At 66.0% G+C, this 16,327-nt stretch carries 18 protein-coding genes and 1 pseudogene; 12 read left to right on the forward strand and 7 right to left on the reverse strand.

Going from position 1 to position 16,327, the window contains the following annotated elements:
- Positions 1–98 precede the first annotated feature (98 nt).
- A complete protein-coding gene (locus OJF58_RS20710) occupies positions 99–917 on the forward strand; it encodes a tetratricopeptide repeat protein (protein ID WP_300779640.1) in 819 nt (272 codons plus the stop codon).
- A 2-nt stretch (positions 918–919) separates the two neighbouring features.
- On the opposite strand, the pseudogene OJF58_RS20715 reads toward OJF58_RS20710, so the two are convergent.
- The 4 genes and pseudogenes from OJF58_RS20715 to OJF58_RS20730 all read right to left on the reverse strand — a co-directional run.
- Positions 920–1,364, reverse strand: a pseudogene (locus OJF58_RS20715) (SDR family oxidoreductase); the annotation flags it as partial.
- A gap of 241 nt (positions 1,365–1,605) precedes the next feature.
- Positions 1,606–1,902 (reverse strand): NepR family anti-sigma factor, encoded by a 297-nt coding sequence (locus OJF58_RS20720; protein WP_366526790.1) that lies wholly within the window; start codon positions 1,900–1,902, stop codon positions 1,606–1,608.
- A 35-nt stretch (positions 1,903–1,937) separates the two neighbouring features.
- Positions 1,938–2,543: a sigma-70 family RNA polymerase sigma factor gene (locus OJF58_RS20725; RefSeq protein WP_300779642.1), complete on the reverse strand. Its 606-nt coding sequence runs from the start codon at positions 2,541–2,543 to the stop codon at positions 1,938–1,940.
- A 119-nt stretch (positions 2,544–2,662) separates the two neighbouring features.
- Entirely contained in the window at positions 2,663–3,112 is a 450-nt protein-coding gene (locus OJF58_RS20730; RefSeq protein WP_300779643.1) for a sigma-70 family RNA polymerase sigma factor, read from the reverse strand.
- A gap of 165 nt (positions 3,113–3,277) precedes the next feature.
- On the opposite strand from OJF58_RS20730, the gene OJF58_RS20735 reads away from it, so the two are divergent.
- From OJF58_RS20735 to OJF58_RS20770, 8 genes are all read left to right on the forward strand, one after another.
- The gene (locus tag OJF58_RS20735) at positions 3,278–3,475 is read left to right on the forward strand and encodes a CsbD family protein (protein ID WP_300779644.1); all 198 of its coding nucleotides are present in this window, start codon (positions 3,278–3,280) and stop codon (positions 3,473–3,475) included.
- 272 nt (positions 3,476–3,747) lie between these two features.
- On the forward strand, positions 3,748–4,518 hold the full coding sequence (locus tag OJF58_RS20740; protein WP_300779645.1) for a response regulator: 771 nt from the start codon (positions 3,748–3,750) through the stop codon (positions 4,516–4,518).
- A gap of 15 nt (positions 4,519–4,533) precedes the next feature.
- A complete protein-coding gene (locus tag OJF58_RS20745; RefSeq protein ID WP_300779646.1) occupies positions 4,534–6,261 on the forward strand; it encodes a sensor histidine kinase in 1,728 nt (575 codons plus the stop codon).
- Positions 6,254–8,824, forward strand: coding sequence for a response regulator (locus OJF58_RS20750; RefSeq protein ID WP_300779647.1), 2,571 nt, complete (start codon positions 6,254–6,256; stop codon positions 8,822–8,824). Before OJF58_RS20745 ends, OJF58_RS20750 begins: the two co-directional genes overlap by 8 nt.
- A gap of 222 nt (positions 8,825–9,046) precedes the next feature.
- Positions 9,047–9,250: a CsbD family protein gene (locus OJF58_RS20755; protein WP_300785332.1), complete on the forward strand. Its 204-nt coding sequence runs from the start codon at positions 9,047–9,049 to the stop codon at positions 9,248–9,250.
- A gap of 11 nt (positions 9,251–9,261) precedes the next feature.
- Positions 9,262–9,819, forward strand: coding sequence for a hypothetical protein (locus OJF58_RS20760; RefSeq protein ID WP_300779648.1), 558 nt, complete (start codon positions 9,262–9,264; stop codon positions 9,817–9,819).
- A 665-nt stretch (positions 9,820–10,484) separates the two neighbouring features.
- Positions 10,485–11,738 carry a group II intron reverse transcriptase/maturase gene (ltrA, locus tag OJF58_RS20765; protein WP_300778228.1) on the forward strand — a complete coding sequence of 418 codons (1,254 nt, stop codon included), beginning with the start codon at positions 10,485–10,487 and terminating at the stop codon, positions 11,736–11,738.
- Between the two features lie 107 nt (positions 11,739–11,845).
- The gene (locus tag OJF58_RS20770) at positions 11,846–12,106 is read left to right on the forward strand and encodes a GNAT family N-acetyltransferase (protein WP_300779649.1); all 261 of its coding nucleotides are present in this window, start codon (positions 11,846–11,848) and stop codon (positions 12,104–12,106) included.
- A 6-nt stretch (positions 12,107–12,112) separates the two neighbouring features.
- Here the strand turns inward: OJF58_RS20770 and OJF58_RS20775 are convergent, their stop codons facing one another.
- Positions 12,113–12,310: a hypothetical protein gene (locus OJF58_RS20775; protein WP_300779650.1), complete on the reverse strand. Its 198-nt coding sequence runs from the start codon at positions 12,308–12,310 to the stop codon at positions 12,113–12,115.
- A gap of 64 nt (positions 12,311–12,374) precedes the next feature.
- Complete coding sequence (locus OJF58_RS20780) at positions 12,375–12,509, reverse strand: hypothetical protein (RefSeq protein ID WP_300779651.1); 135 nt, start codon at positions 12,507–12,509, stop codon at positions 12,375–12,377.
- Positions 12,510–12,704: 195 nt separating this feature from the next.
- Between OJF58_RS20780 and OJF58_RS20785 the strand changes: the two genes are divergently transcribed.
- Complete coding sequence (locus OJF58_RS20785; protein ID WP_300779652.1) at positions 12,705–13,028, forward strand: hypothetical protein; 324 nt, start codon at positions 12,705–12,707, stop codon at positions 13,026–13,028.
- A gap of 10 nt (positions 13,029–13,038) precedes the next feature.
- Here the strand turns inward: OJF58_RS20785 and OJF58_RS20790 are convergent, their stop codons facing one another.
- A complete protein-coding gene (locus OJF58_RS20790) occupies positions 13,039–13,929 on the reverse strand; it encodes a hypothetical protein (RefSeq protein ID WP_300779653.1) in 891 nt (296 codons plus the stop codon).
- Here OJF58_RS20790 and egtB point away from each other — a divergent pair.
- Both egtB and egtD read left to right on the forward strand, forming a co-directional pair.
- Positions 13,928–15,328, forward strand: coding sequence for an ergothioneine biosynthesis protein EgtB (egtB, locus tag OJF58_RS20795; protein ID WP_300779654.1), 1,401 nt, complete (start codon positions 13,928–13,930; stop codon positions 15,326–15,328). The two genes, OJF58_RS20790 and egtB, sit on opposite strands and share 2 nt — an antisense overlap.
- Complete coding sequence (egtD, locus tag OJF58_RS20800) at positions 15,325–16,293, forward strand: L-histidine N(alpha)-methyltransferase (protein WP_300779655.1); 969 nt, start codon at positions 15,325–15,327, stop codon at positions 16,291–16,293. Before egtB ends, egtD begins: the two co-directional genes overlap by 4 nt.
- Positions 16,294–16,327 lie beyond the last annotated feature (34 nt).

Here is a 16,327-nt window from a genome sequence, read left to right on the forward strand (position 1 = left end):
CCATAAAGCCAAAGTATTGCGGTTTTTGTTGCTGAAGGACCCAATATTTTGATATCCTTTGCCGGCTCCTACCGGAGCGGGGGTGTTTTGGGATACGAATGAAGCTGGCGCCGTTCATCACTGCTGGCCTTGCGCTGTTGTTGACGGCATGCGGGCTCGGGGCGTCGATCGAGGCGCCGAAAGGCGACAGCTATACCGCAGCGCTTCAGGAAGCCGACGCCGCCCGAAAGGCCGGCGAGCTCGACGTGGCGGTTCCGCTCTACGGCCGGGCGTTGCAGGCCAATCCCGAAGGGATGGACGCCAAGCTGGGGCTCGGCCAAAGCTACCTTGCGCTCGGTGCGGGCGAAGAGGCGGCCGCCCAGTTCCGCGATGTATTGGCCAAGCGCGCCGGTGACACGGTCGCCCGTCGCGGCCTTGCCGCCGCACTGATCACGCAAGGCCAGCCCGAGCTGGCCGAAAAGCAGGCCGAGCAAGCGTTGGCCTCCGACGGTCACGATTATCGCGCCCTCAACGTCCTCGGCGTTTCGCTCGACATGCAAGGCCGACACGCCGAGGCACAGGCGCGCTACCGGCAGGGTCTGGCGCTGGCGCCCGACGACGTGGCGCTGCACAGCAACATGGGATTGTCGCTCGCGATCGTCGGCCAGGCCAGGGAAGCGATCGGCCAACTCCTGCCACTTGCGAGCGGTCCGAAGGCCGACGGGCGAATCCGCCAGAACCTGGCCTTCGCCTATGCCATGGCCGGCGATTTCGAGAATTCCCTGCAGGTCAGCCGGCGGGATCTCGACGAGGCGCACGCCCAGCGCCAGCTCTCCTATTTCATGCGGCTCGAGGCCCTGTCGATCCAGGCACGCAGCGCCGAGATGCGACGCAACCCCCAGTTTTTCCCGCAGTCTTCGCCGACTCGCGGGACCTGACCTCAGCCTTGCACCGAGAAGCCGCCATCCACGGTGATGGCGGCGTCGGTGACGAAGTCCGAGGCGCTTGCCGCCAGGAAGACGGCGATGCTGGCGAAATCGTCGGCAACGCCCCAGCGTCCGGCCGGCGTACGTTTCAACACCGATTCGTGGAGGCCTTGCACCTCCTGTCGCGCGCGCCGGGTGAGGGCCGTGTCGATCCATCCCGGCAGGATCGCATTGAGCTGGATATTGTCGCGGGCCCAGGCGGTCGCGATCGCGTCGGTCATCTGCACCATTCCTCCCTTGCTCGCGGCATAGGCGGCCGCGAACGGTGCGCCGAAGATCGACATCATCGAGCCAATGTTGATGATCTTGCCGCGTCCGCCTCGCTTCATCGCGGGATTAGGCAGCATGGCTGCAGAGAAAGACGCTGGTGAGATTGCTGTCGAGCACCGTGTGCCATTCGGCGGCTCTTCGACCGCGGCCGCATTCTTCGCCGAATCCCCGGCCAGCGACGACGATCGTCGCGCCGGCTCTCACCATAGCGGTGGCCGCCGGAACCGCGAGCGAGGACGCCCGTTACGTCTTGGCTGCCGTGGTGGTGAGATGGAGTTCGCTGGCTGGCGGCCGGGCTGACCGACGGACGGCGAAAAGGGGAAGGGCGGCGGCTCCGGAGCCGCCGCCCTTCTTCCTTTGCCAGGAAGTGCTATTTCTTTCCGGTCGAGCCAGGCCCCCTGTCCGCCTTGGCATCCCGCTCGATGAGCGCCAGCAGGTCGTCGGGCAGCGGTTCGCTCGCGATCTCGTCGTACATCGCATGGAGCTGCTTCTGCAGCCAAATGTCGAACGGTCGGTCCGCTGTCGACTTCGTCTTCCCACGGGCCGGTTCAGCGGTTCGGCCCCTGGGTGGTTTTTCGTCATTCGCCATCGTTCTCGTTCCGCGGAAGGAGGACCACCCCCAAGGTTCCTGTCCGAGGCATGCAGCTCTCCGGGTGAGAATGCCCATCTCTTGCTCGTTCGTCCACGGTGGCTTGCGGCGTCTCAACGTCCGGCAGTGCTGGCCTTGCCGTACTCGCTGACGTGGCGGCGAACGGCAGGCTGTCCGGCGGGGGTCGCTCGCTGCCTGGAATCCCCTTCCAGCAGGAGCCGCTCGAGCGTGTCGCGCGCGCGCGAAATCCGACTCTTGACGGTGCCTACCGAAACACCGGTATGCGCCGCGATGACCTCGTAGGACTGGCCCTCGAGCACGGCCAGCAGCAGCGCCTCGCGCTGGGTCGGGGCAAGCTTGCCGAACGCCGACATGAACTCGCGCATGACCAGGCGGCTTTCCTGATGCGGTTGATGCGAGAGGCTTTCGGCAATGGCCGAATCCACCGGCACGGACGGCCGGGCGCGGCGCAGGCCGGAGATGAACTCGTTGCGCTGGATACGGAATACCCAGGCTGACAGATTCGTCCCCGGCTCGAAGCTCTGCCGGCCGGTCAGCGCCTTGATCACCGTGTCGTGCACGAGGTCGTCGGCCGCATCGCGATCGCGCGTCAACGACAGGGCATACACGCGTAGCCGGGGAAGAATCGCCTTCAGTTGTTCGTGGAAATCTCGGAGGTCCTGGTGGTTGTCAGTCTTCTTCGACATTTCGGCAGCCATGAGTTTCTCCGGTAGAACGACAGTATCGAATCAATGCCTGGCAGTGGGAAAGGTTACAGCCGGACTGGCGCTTGGGAGGTAAGTTGTTGATTTAAGATGAATTTCCTTCTTCGAGGATATCATCCGACTTTGCTGGCAAGCTGTTTGCGTGCCCGCGACACACGGGCCTTCAAGGTCCCAACCGAGCAATCGCACAGGGCCGCCGCCTCTTCGTAGGAGAAACCGCCGGCGCCGATCAGAATGAGCGCTTCGCGCGACTGGGGGCTGAGTTTCCACAATGCGGCCGACAGCTCCTTGAGCTGAAGCGACGCCTCCGGATTGTCCACGGCGGCAAGAGGAGCGGCGGCGCTGTCGTCGATCGGGGTCGGTCGCCTGCGTTGGGCGCGCAGGTCCGAGTAGAAGCGGTTGCGCATGATCGTGAACAGCCAGCCCTTCAGGTTCGTTCCCTCGGCGAACTGCCCCTGCTTGTCGAGGGCCATCAGGATCGTGTTCTGGACCAGCTCGTCCGCGGTCTCGCGCTCGCGGCACATGAAACGAGCAAAAGCGCGCAGATCCGGCAGCAACGCCACGATATCGTCCTTAATCATCGACGAGAAAGCTCCGGCCGCACGGTACGACGAGCAAACAAACTATGTGGGGCATGATCCGGGTGGTGCAAAGGATTTCCGCCGGCAACCGGCTTCGCGACGATCGCGTTAAACCCCTCCAACGGCTCTTGCACACAGGAGGACAGGATGAACTGGGATCGTATCGAAGGGAATTGGAAGCAGTTCACCGGCAAGGTGAAGGAGAAATGGGGCAAGCTTACGGAAGACGATCTGACGACGATCAACGGCAAGCAGGATCAGCTCGTGGGGCGCATCCAGGAGCGCTACGGTCTCGCCAAGGACGAGGCGCAGAAGCAGGTAAACACCTGGATTGGCGGCCTGTAGGGACTTCCGGCGCGTCCGACCATTCGACGCCGGACGCGGCAGGAGTGCGTCCGGCGTTGCTGCGTGGAACCGAACCCGTCCGATCGCGTTAGTTCGGCACTTCCGCCGGAGGCGATAAACCTGACCATACCCCCGAAGCACCGTCGCCGGGCGCATCCGCGCGGGTCGGGGCGTCGAGTCATGGGTTGTCTGCCGGCGTCCGGCGCGTACTCTACGGGCGATCACCGACAAAGGGGGCAATAGTGGCACAAGGGCCTACGACAACGAAGGACATGTCCGAAGCCATCACGAGGACGCTGCCGTTCCTGCGCCGCTATGCCCGCGCCGTCACGGGCTCGCAACAACGCGGCGACGAATGGGTCCGTCTGTGCGCCGAGGTCGCCCTGCAGCAGCCAGAGCTGGTCGCCAAGATGGACGACACGAAGCTCGGCGTCTTCGCGCTGTTCCATCGCCTGCAGCAGCCGTTCGGCGGGCTCGACGAACCGGGCGAAACGGGGAGCGTGAGCGGCCGCCTGAAGGAGTCGCTGACCGAGATGGCGCCGCTGCAGCGGCGTGTCCTGCTACTCACGGTGCTCGAAGGATTCACGGTGGGCGACGCCGCCCATATTCTCGATATCGACATCGACACGGCGGAGAGGAGCCTGCAGGAAGCGCGCCGTGAGCTGCAGCGCGTGGCCTCGGTGCGGGTGCTGGTGATCGAGGACGAGGCGGTGATCGCTCTCGACGTTGCCGATATCGTCCGCAACGCGGGTCATGAGGTCGTGGGCATCGCCGCAACGGAAAAGGCGGCGGTCGAGCTGGCCAAGAAGCACTCGCCGCACCTCGTTCTTGCCGATATCCAGCTCCGCGGCGCCGACAGCGGGATCACGGCGGTGAAGGAGATCATGCGGGCGATGGACGTGCCGGTGATCTTCGTGACCGGCTACCCGGAGCGGCTGCTGACCGGCACGCAGATCGAGCCTGCCTTCGTGATCTCGAAGCCGTTCGATCCGGACCTCCTTCGTGCTGCGATAGCCCAGGCGCTGGACACCGTTTCGATCTGAGCCCGGGCCGTTCCGATGGCTCGGTGGTCGCTGCGCTCGAAGCTGATGGCGGCGGTCGTGGCAGCCCTGGTGCCGGCGGTCGGGCTCGCCGCATGGAGCACCTACGACGACCTCATGGAGAGGCAGACGGCGCGCGATGAGGCCGTTTCCGCGGCAGTGGAGCAGACCGCGGCGCGCCACCGTGAGCTGATCGAGGGGTCGCGACGGCTCGTCCTGGCGGCTTGTTCCGCCGACGTCGTCCAGAAGGTGCTGAAGCCGACGGCGACGGCAGGTGATGTCGATGCCTGTGAAGGCTATCTGTCACGCGTGCTGAAGAGCTTCCCGAACGAATATTCGGCGATGATGGTCACCGACGCGTCGGGCATCGCGCGTTGCTCGACTTCGCCCGACGAGGTTGGCCTGAGCTTCGCCGACCGCCAGATTTTCCGCCTCGTGCGCGAGAGAGGGGGCGTCTCCATTGGCGCCTTCGCCGCAAGCCGCGTGGCGCCCCACACTGTCATTCCGATGGCGATGCCCATCACGGCCGGCGACGAGTTCCGCGGCATGTGCTCGCTGACCATCTCGTTGCAGCTCTTCTCCGAGCTGTCCGCCGGCGGCGATGCCAAGGGGCCCATTCCCGTCGTGCTGGTGGACCAGACGGGTGCACCGGTGGGCGGCAACGTGCAGATGACCCTCGCGATGCCGGTCTCGACACGCCTTGCATCCGCCATTGCCGCAGATCAGCGGCGTTTCAGCGATTTCGGGCAGGACGGGTCGTTCTACCAGTTCCACATCATCCCGCTCGCCGGTCACGCCATATTCGCGGTGGCGGCGATGCCCCTCGGGCAGGGCATGTCCTCGCTGCTGCTCGAGTTCGCTCGATTCGGCCTGATCGCGCTCGCGGCCGGCCTCGTCGTCCTGGCCGTATGGCTCGGCGCCGATCGCTGGTGCGTGCGTCCCTTGCGCTATATCGGCGATTTCGCCGGCCGGGTGGGTCGAGGCGAGGATGTCCACTTCGTGCCGCGGGGTTCCTGGGCAAGGGAACTCGCGACGGTCGGCGAGGGCGTCGGGCGGATGGCCGAGGCGATCGCCAGCCGAGAGGCCGACCTCAAGGCCGGCCTCGAGCAGCGCGACCACATGCTGCGCGAGATCCATCATCGGGTGAAGAACAACCTGCAGATGATATCGAGCCTGCTGAACCTGCAGGCCGGCGAGATCCGATCGCCGCGCATCCGCCGTTTCTTCGGCGACGCGCAGAACCGAGTCCTGACCCTGTCCATCCTGCACCGCCACCTCTACGAACGATCGAGCTGGTCGCTGGTCGACTTCCAGCAGTTCATCAGCGATCTCGTCCGCCAGATCTCGGTTCCGCGCCCGGGACTCGAGCGGCCCGCCGTGCGCTACCATATCCGTGCGCCGATCATGGCCGTCGGGCCCGATGTCGCCATACCCGTCGGGCTGATCGTGACGGAGGCGGTCGGCAGCGCCCTAAATCATGACTTCAGCGGCGTGAGCACGCCGGAGATCCGTATCGATGCGGCAGAGAAGGACGGGCGAGAGGTCGAGCTTGCGATCGAGGACAACGGGCTCGATAGCAGCCAGGCCTCGATCGGTCCGAACGTGCGCGGAAGCTTCGGCCTGACCCTGATCCGTGGGCTTGCCATGCAGCTCGGCGGCGAGGCCCGCATATCCGGCCGCGACGACGGGGGAACGCGCGTCGTCGTGATTTTCCCCATGGCGACCGACGGCGGGCCCGATGGCTAGCCCCCGCCGAAGCGTTCGCTCGACCGGCCTTGTGATCGGCCTCACCATCGCCGTCCTCGCGGCGACAGGCGCATTGCTGACCGTGAGCCATTCGCGCTCGGCGGCCGAGCAGCAGCGTTTCGTCGTCAAGAACTACGAGACCATGGCCTTGATGCGCGACGCGCTCGTCGTTCTGCAAGATGCAGAGATCGGGCAGCGCGCCTATCTCCTGACCGGCGACACCGCCAATCTCGGACCCTATGAGCGGGCCCGGCCGCGCATGGATACCGCGCTGCGGCAGATCGAGGCGTCCACTGCGGACGATCGCGACGCGTTGCGCCAGGTCGACGAATTCCGCACCGCCGCCAACGAGAAGCTGGAGGAGCTCAACGCGGGCATCGTGGCCTACCAGCTGTACGGCCATGAGGTGACCCTGCCGCCCGGATCGGGCCGGGCAACCACGGACCATATCCGGCAGGTCGCCGAGGCCTTCATCGAAGGGCAGCGTCTCCAGCTCTCCCGGCGACTGGCCATGTTGAAGTCGGAGCAGGACCAGGCCGACCTGGCCGGGCTGATGGTGTTGGGCGGCGCTTTCGTCTGCCTGCTGGCCGGGATGTTCATCATTGTGCGCGGCGGAGAGAGGCTCGAGCAGACGCAGCACCAGCTTGCCGCGCGTTCGCGGCTGCTGCAGGCGACCTTGGAGACGCTGCGCGATCCCATCTGCGTGCTCGACGCGCAAGGAGTCGTGGTCGCATGGAACGAGGCGTTCGTACGGCTCGCCGGCTGGGATCGGCTGCGCGAGCCGACGCTGAGACGGGAAGATCTGCTGTCGCCGCGCCTGCCGGCGATGCGCGCCTTGCTCGAGCCCCTCCTGGCCGGAGCCGAGGCCGCCAGCCAGAGCTCGACCATGCGTGTCTCCTACGAGGGCCGCGACTACGAGGTCTCGCGCGGCGAGATGGCCGACGGCGGGGCCGTGGTGCGCTGCGTCGACGTGACCGACAAGCTGCGTGACGAGGCGGCCCTTCGCCAGGGCCAGAAGATGGAGGCCGTCGGCCAGCTCACCGGCGGGATGGCGCACGATTTCAACAACATCCTCCAGATCGTCCAGGCCAATCTGGATCTGATCAAGGCGGACATGCCGTCCGATGCCGCGGCGCTGGCGCGCCTGCAGAGCGCCTCCACGGCGGCAGATCGTGGCGCGCGGCTCACGCAGCAGCTGCTGGCCTTTTCGCGGCGTCAGCCGCTGGCGCCGCGACCGACCGCGGTCGGCCGGCTGGTGGCGGATCTGTCGAGCTTGTTGAGGCACGCCCTGGGCGAGCGGATCACTCTGGAGGTCGTTGTCGCTCCGGCGCCATGGAACGCCACGATCGATCCGGGGCAGCTCGAGAATGCGCTCCTGAACCTTGCCATCAATGCACGTGACGCCATGCCCGACGGCGGGACGGTGCGGGTCGAGGTATCCAATGCCACGCTCGATCGCCGCTACGCCGCGCTGCATCCCGAGGTGACGCCCGGTTCCTATGTCGTGATCGACGTCGCCGACACCGGCACGGGCATGTCGGCCGACGTGGTGGCCCGTGCATTCGATCCGTTCTTCACGACCAAGCAGGAAGGAAAGGGCACCGGCCTCGGCCTCAGCATGGTCTATGGTTTCGTGCGGCAGTCGAACGGCCACATCCGGATCGACACGGCAATCGGCCAGGGGACGAGCGTGAAGCTCTATCTGCCGCGCACGCTGGACGCCGTGGTCGAGGCTTCGGGCGAATCCGCGGATCCGGCGGGCGGCAGCGCGCGCATCCTGGTCGTCGAAGACAACAAGGACGTCCGGCTCGCGGTGGTCGACATGCTTTCAGGCTGGGGCTACCGCGTCGTCGCCGCGGAGAGTCCCGATGCCGCATCCGAGATCCTCGAACGGGATCGCGCCTTCGATCTGCTGTTCACGGACATCGTCATGCCGGGAACCATGTCGGCGATCGAGTTGGCGGATCTGGCGCGGCGCCTCAATCCGGCGATCGCCGTCCTGCTGACGTCGGGCTACGCCCGCGATCTCATACCGACGCACGCTGGGCCTGTTTACCAGATGATCGCCAAGCCCTACCGCGGCGAGGAGCTGGCGGCCAAGATCCGCGCCGTCCTCGCCGGCCGCGAGCCCTCGGCCGCACCGGCGGCGGCGCAACCAGCCGCATCCCCGGCAGCGGCGCCGGCCGTGGCCAGGAGCGAGCGGCCGCGGCGCGTGCTGCTGGTCGAGGACGAGGTCGTGCTGCGCATGTCCACCGCGGACATGCTCGAACGGCTGGATTGCCTCGTTACCGGCGTCGGCAGCGGCGAGGAGGCACTGGACCTGCTGGCCGGGGGCGGCAATTTCGATCTGCTGCTGACCGATCTCGGCTTGCCCGGCATCAGCGGCGAGGAGCTGGCGAAGGAAGTGCGGGCGCGCTTTCCCGATATGCCGGTGGTCATCGCCAGCGGCTATGGCGCCACCGCCTCGGGACCGAGCGATACCCGCTTCATCAGCAAGCCCTATTCGTCGATCGACCTCCAGCAGGCGCTCGACCATATCGCCCATATGTCACCCTCCGCGTGATCGGGCGCCGGCAAGCAACCTCGACCGGCCCATGCCGTTAGTGGACGACAAAACGCAAAGCGTGCGGCGCCATCGCCCGTGCGCAAAGAGGAGGTTTGCATGCGCTTGATCGCCATTCTCGCCGCCGGAGCGCTCGCGGTGCTGCCGGCGGCGGCCAATGCCCAGTCGAGCTCAAGTTCGAGCTCGACCTCGACCACGATTTCGGAGCCCGATCTCCATACGATGTGGCAAAAGATCAAGGGGTCGTGGACGCAGACCAAGGGCGCCATCAAGGAGCAATGGGGCAAGCTGACGGACGACGATCTGATGGAAATCCAGGGGCGTCGCGAGAAGCTTGTCGGCAAGATCCAGACCCGCTACGGCATCAGCCACGAGCAGGCCGAGGCGCAAGTGAGCGGCTGGGAACAGAAGTACCACAGCATGTGACGGGGATTGTCATGATCCCCGCTTTTCGATCGGCACCACTGGTTGCCATCGCCGTCGCGCTTGGCGCCGTGAGTGCCGCGCTCGCCCAGGACATGCCACAGGTCCGCGACAGCCGGACGGGCAAGGTCTGGACGCCGGAACCTGTGACTGTGGAGACCCCGGGAGATGCCTCCCGGTCGCCTTCGTCCTATGCCAACAGGGCGTTCGACCCGAATGCGCAGAACGTTCAGGTTGCCGGCGTCGTGGTCCAGCATCCGCGCGCACAGTTGATGGCAACGGTGCCGATCACAGCCGGGCCCGCGATGCCGGTCGTGACGCTCGACGTGCCGTCGCTGCAAGTCGTGCCGGCCCGGCATTGGCTGTCGATCCTCTATCTCACGAACAACAGCGCCAATACCGTCAACGCCGTCGTCGGATGCCACTTCACCAACGGCGGACGCAAGGTCGAGGACGTGCGGGTGGTCGTCCCTTCGGCAGGTCCCGGCGAGCGTCTGGGCCTGCCGGTGCGCGGCCCGCGCTACGACGTCTTCGTCGACCGCGTGAGTTGCGACGTCATCTCACCGACCTGACGCCGGCGCGGCGATGGAATGAAGGGCCGGCAGCGGTTGCGTCGGCCCTTTTCTTGGTGCGCCAGGCATGGCGCGTAGGTGCGAGGGCACGATTTGACCGAGTTGGTATCCGGTCGAAGACTTGGAGGTGGAAGTCCTTCACGGGCCCTGGTGATGGGAACCGTTAGCCGAACGGCAAGGGCGTCATCGTGAGATGGGGTCTGAAGGAAGCTGCAGGCAAAGTGCCGGCCTGACGAACAGGAAGCGCATATGAGGCGTCCGCCTCTGGGCGAGGGAGCCAAGAAGCCCGAAGCCCGAATATCACCCGGAAGGGGCGGGCGTAGATGCGCCAGGTAGATGGCACGAAGGTCACGCGCATTACCCTGGGAGATCTGCCGTCTTGCCCCTGGCAACAGGTGTGCTACCGGCGCTGCGAGGCGGCGGGATGGGGCGGCAGGAGTCAGCAGAGGCCGTAGTAGTCGGCGAACCGGGTCGACAAAGGGCCGAACATCAAGTGCCGGAGGGAGGTCGGTCTTTCGATGGTGACAACAGACGCAGGCGATAGCGCTGAGATGCGCCATGCCCGCCCCGAGGGTAGCGGCCGGCAGCCGCGAGAGCAGGGGACGGGTGCGTCAACCACCACGGCAAGACCGCGACCTTCCCATCCGGAGGAGGAGATGCGGCTGATGGAGAAGATCGTCAGCCGAGAGAACATGATGGCGGCCTACCATCGGGTGATGACGAACAAGGGCGCCGCAGGCATCGATCGGATGACTGTGGAGCAGTTGGCGCCGCACCTGAAGGAGCACTGGCCGCGCGTCAGAGAGGAACTGTTGGACGATCGATACAGGCCCAAGCCGGTGCGTGGGGTCGAACTCCCCAAGCCCGGCGGCGGGATGCGCCAACTGGGCATCCCGACGGTCCTGGATCGGCTGATCCAGCAGGCGATGCATCAGGTGCTGATGCCGCTGTTCGATCCGGGCTTCTCAGCGTCCTCGTACGGCTTCCGTCCGGGGCGCAGCGCGCACGACGCGGTGCTTGCCGCGCGGGCGCACATGGCCGATGGCCGACGCTTTGTGGTCGACCTCGACCTGGAGAAGTTCTTCGACCGGGTGAACCACGACGTGCTGATGGCACGGGTGGCACGCCGGGTCGAGGACAAGCGGGTATTGCGGCTGATCCGCCGCTACTTGCAGGCTGGGTTGATGACGGGCGGGTTGACGACGGTACGGACCGAAGGCACGCCGCAAGGTGGGCCTTTATCCCCGTTGCTGTCGAACATCCTGCTCGACGATCTCGACAAGGAACTCGAGCGACGGGGCCATGCCTTCTGCCGCTACGCCGACGACTGCAACATCTACGTGCGGACGAAGGCAGCCGGCGAGCGGGTGATGGCGTCGATCACACGGTTCCTTGCCGAACGACTGCGGCTGAAGGTCAACAGCGCCAAGAGCGCGGTTGACCGTCCTTGGGTACGAACGTTCCTGGGATACACCGTGACGTCCCACAAGCAGCCGCGCCTTCGGGTGGCGGCCAAGAGTGTGGGCCGGCTGCGGAACAAGCTCAGGATGACGCTACGCCAAGGACGCGGACGAACCCTGGCCCGGACCGTCGAGGACCTCGCTCCAATCCTGCGTGGCTGGATGCAATACTTCCGGCTGGCGCAGGCAAAGGGGGCCTTCGAGGACCTCGATGGCTGGCTGCGGCGCAAGCTGCGCGGCCTGCTGTGGCGGCAGTGGAAGCGTCCGCGTACACGCGCCAAGCGACTGATGCAGCGCGGCATCGATCAGGCTCGGGCGTGGCAGTCCGCCACCAACGGACGCGGCCCCTGGTGGAATGCCGGGGCCAGCCACATGAACAACGCCTATCGTGCCGCCTTCTTCGCCACCCTCGGCCTGCCGTCGCTCCAGCAACTGCATCATCGCCTCACCCGCGCTTGACGAACCGCCGTATACGGAACCGTACGTACGGTGGTGTGGGAGGGGGAGGCTGTGAAGCCTCTCCCTACCCGATTGGGAACGCTACCCGGCCCAATGGAGGAACTGCGATGTCGGTCAAGCACAACGCTTCGCTCTTCCGCTACGAAATCGAGACGGAGCATGGCCTGGCCGTGGCGGTCTACCGGCAGCAGGGCGACAGCGTGATCTTCACGCATACCGAAGTGCCGCCGGCCGACGAGGGGAAGGGCATCGGCTCGAAGCTGGTGCGGGCGGCGCTCGACGATGCCCGTCGCCGCGGCTTCAGGATCGTGCCCGCCTGCAGCTTTGTCGCCGCCTTTGTGCGGCGTCATCCCGAATATGCGACGTGAGCCCGACTAGCGCTGATGGCCGTTCGGCTTGCAGGCAACGCGCGTTCCACCGGCCAGCGCAAGCTGACCGCGGCGCAGCAGGGACATCAGCGCGCGCCGGGTCTGCATTTCGTTGAAGCCGCGATCTTCGAGCCGCAGCTCCAGGTCCTTGATGGGCACGTCATGGCTGTCATGGCCGCCGAGGATGGCGATCTCGTCCAGCAACGCACCTTCTGCATCGGTCAGTCTGTGGGCAGGCGGACTCATGCGATGACTGCGAACGATGGGATCAACGGGGGAGGAGGAACACCCAGGCCAAGCCCAGGGCGATGATCGCTCCGACGAAGGAAGAGACGAGGACGAGAAGGACACGGCCGCTCACGACGCCGCTGCGCGCCTCGACCGGAGTGGATTCGCGTTGCACGGGAGCCTCCGTTGGCCTGTTCAAGGGGACTCAGCAGAGACCAACGTCACTCGGGAAGGCCGGTTGCGATCTCCGGTGGTTTTTGGCGGGCTCGACTTCCGGTCCGCTCGGCGCAACCGCGCGATGAAGGGCGCGTTACAACGCCGCGTCCCACTGTCGCGGGCAATACCGCGACCCAATGCAACGGAGGTCGTCATGTCGATCCGTGTCCTCGCCGCGGTTGCCGCGCTCGCGCTGGCGGCGGGCTGCTCTTACACCGAAACCCGTACAGTGGCCGCTCCGACACCCGCAGACGATTCGTGCCTGGTCTACGGCTACAAGCCCGGCACGACGGCCTACAATGTTTGCGTGGAGCGCGAGGCCGCGGCGCGCCAGCGTGGCCGCATGGCTGCCAGCTACTCGCAGGCGCAGATCGTGGCGGACTCGCAGGATGCTTGCGTCTCGTACGGGCTGGTGCGCGGCACGCCGGGCTACGACCGGTGCGTCCAGCGCGAGATCGCCTATCGACGTCCTATGTAGCTGGGCAATGTCATTGCTCGTTCTTCGCCCCGGCGAAGAAGGCGCGTAGCCGATCGCGAGCCGCGTTGCCCGAGGCGCGGTCCCAGCAATTGACGATGGCCACCCGGAAGCCGCCGGGCGGCATGGCGTGACGCTCGATGGCCAGCCGTTCGTGGAAGGTGATCTGCAGGCTCGATATGCCGGCCATGCCTTCGACCTCCCGCTGCAACCCGGCTGGTGGATGCCGGTAGCGGGGCCCGTGCGGCATGAACAGCACCACACTGTAGCCCGGCCGGGCCGTCCCCTCGCGGAACGACCATGCGCCCTCCGTATAGAGACGGACAAGCGCCTCGACCCATCGGTCGCCACCGTAAAGGTCGGGCCACTGGTCGGCGAAGCGCAGATGCACCTCGATGATGCGCCCGCCGATTGTCTCCAGATTCACCATGCCGGTATAGCCGGCGAGGTGGCGCCGGCACCAGGGTGCGCACCACTGCTCGACGGCCTCGTCGGCATCCGGCCGCACTTCCCAGTAATCGAAAGTGCCGGCGCCGCTCGCGATGCCGCGGGCGTGGCGCCACCACTGCGGCACACCATCGACCAGAGCGACATCGCTGCTGACATGCTCGCCCTCGAGCAGCGTCGACCAGAAATGACCTGGCTGGTAAGCATCGAGATAGTCGGCCTGCGACGCGAGCACGCGGCTGCCGACGCCCATTCCCTTGAGGTTGTAGATCGGCTTGGAGAAAACGGGATAAGCATCTGGCGCGACCCCGTGCGGGGCGGCCTCGAGCCCTTGGCTCATCGCGACTGCGAGCTTGTCATAGACCCAGCGATGCCCGGGATTCCACACCCAGGCATCGCTGTCCTCGGTGGGAATGCGCACATGCTCGGGGCAAGAGACTCGCTGGAAATACTGCATGCGCCATGGATCGATTTCGCAAACCGGCACGTGTAACCCTTTGCTGATTGTGGGCGAAGGTAACACAACTGCGTTCGCAGCGGCCGCCGCAACCGGTTATTCTTCGGTCGCGTTAGGACCCGGCGGAGGTGTCGTGTCAAATCTGATGACGCATGCCGAACAGGCGCCCGACCTCTCGCGCGTGGACCGTCTCCTTGCCGTGCGCGGCCTGAGCGAACAGCTCGCCGCGCCGCTTTCGCCGGAAGACCAGACCGTGCAGTCGATGCCCGATGCCAGCCCCGCCAAGTGGCATCTCGCGCATACGACTTGGTTCTTCGAGACCTTTCTCCTGCGACCGCACGCGACCGGCTACGAGACCTTCGAGCCGGCCTACGAATACCTGTTCAACTCGTACTACGAGGCTGTCGGTCCACGTCATCCGAGAGCGGAGCGTGGCATGATCACGCGTCCCGGTGTGGACGAGATCCTCGCCTATCGCCGCCACGTGACGGCGGCGATGGTCGACCTGATCGGGCGCACGGGCGACCGGCACATGCCCCTGATAGAGCTCGGCCTTCATCATGAGCAGCAGCATCAGGAGCTTCTGCTGATGGATATCAAGCATCTGCTGTCGCTCAATCCGCTGGAGCCGGCCTACCGACCGGCGGGACGCAGCAGAGATGGCGAAGGGTCGCCGGCCGGCTGGCTCGAGTTCGAGGGTGGTTTGTCGTCGATCGGCCATGAGGGGAATGGATTTTCCTTCGACAACGAAGGACCGCGGCATCGCCTCTGGATCGACCCTTTCGCGCTGGCGACCCGCCTCGTGACGAACGCGGAGTATGCCGCCTTCATCGCGGAGGGCGGCTACCGCCGGCCCGAGTTCTGGCTGTCCGCCGGATGGGACTGCGTGAAGCAGCGCGGTTGGGAAGCGCCGCTCTATTGGCAAAAGGACGGCGCGGGCTGGAGCGCGTTCACGCTGCACGGCCGCCGCCCTCTTCGTGGCGACGAGCCGGTCTGCCACGTGAGCGCCTACGAAGCTGCGGCCTACGCCAAATGGGCAGGCAAGCGCTTGCCGCGCGAGGGCGAGTGGGAGGTTGCTGCCGCCGCCGTGAAGCTCGAGGGCAACCTGATGGACGGCGGGCTGCTGCACCCTGCACCCGCGCAGGGGAGTGGTCTTGCGCAAATGATCGGCGACGTCTGGGAGTGGACCGCCAGTCCCTATGTCGCCTATCCGGGCTATCGCGAACCGCCTGGCGCGGTCGGCGAATACAACGGCAAGTTCATGGCCAACCAGATGGTGCTGCGCGGCGGCAGCGCGGTGACGCCCGCCGGTCATGTCCGCAGGACCTATCGCAATTTCTTTCCGCCGGACGCCCGATGGATGTTTGGCGGCATCCGACTGGCGGAGGATCTCCGATGAATGGCTTGGTGCTTGAGGTCGATCGCGCCCAGACCGCCGATCGAGAAGACTTCCGCCGTGCCGTCCTGGATGGCCTCTCGCGCCGGCCGCGGGCTATTCCGGCCAAGTTCCTGTATGACGCCCGCGGCTCGGCGCTGTTCGACGAGATCTGCGATCTGCCGGAATACTATCTGACGCGCACCGAGACCGCGATCCTGCGCGACCATGCGGGCGACATCGCCGCTCTCGCCGGACCGGACTGTGCCTTGATCGAGTTCGGCAGCGGCTCGAGCGTGAAATCGCGCCTGCTGCTCGACGCGATGAAGCCCGCGCTCTATGCGCCCATCGATATCTCGCGCGAGCATCTCGACCGTTCGATCGTGCATCTGCGGCGCGACTACCCGTCTCTGCCGATCGAAGGCGTGTGCGCCGACTACATGACCTTTGCCGGCCTGCCGCCGCTTTCCGCATCATCGTCGCGACGTATCGGCTTCTTTCCCGGTTCGAGCATCGGCAATCTCGAACCTCATGAGGCGCTCGCCTTCTTCCGCAGGGCCTGGGCCCTCCTTGGCGAGAATGGCGCGCTGGTGCTGGGCGTCGATCTGAAGAAGGATCCCGGCCTGCTGCACGCTGCGTACAACGACAGCGCCGGCGTGACAGCGGCGTTCACGCTCAATCTCCTGCGGCGCATGAATCGCGAATTGCAGGCGACCTTCGACCTCGGCCGCTTTGCACACGAAGCCTTCTACAATCCGGTCGCGGGCCGGATCGAGATCTACTTCCGCAGCCTCGGCGAGCAGACCGTCACGGTCGCAGGCCGTCCTTTCGCCTTTGCCGATGGCGAAAGGGTCCACACCGAATATTCGTACAAATACGACATCGCCCAATTGCGGAAGCTGACGCAGGCCGGCGGTTTTCGCCTGGACCGGGTCTGGACGGATCCGGACCGGTTGTTCGCCGTCGCCTACCTCACCGCCTTTGCCTGACTACTCCCGGAAGCAGGCAGCCCGCCCTCGAGTT

The organism is Enhydrobacter sp., from assembly GCF_030246845.1.
Taxonomy (GTDB): domain Bacteria; phylum Pseudomonadota; class Alphaproteobacteria; order Reyranellales; family Reyranellaceae; genus Reyranella.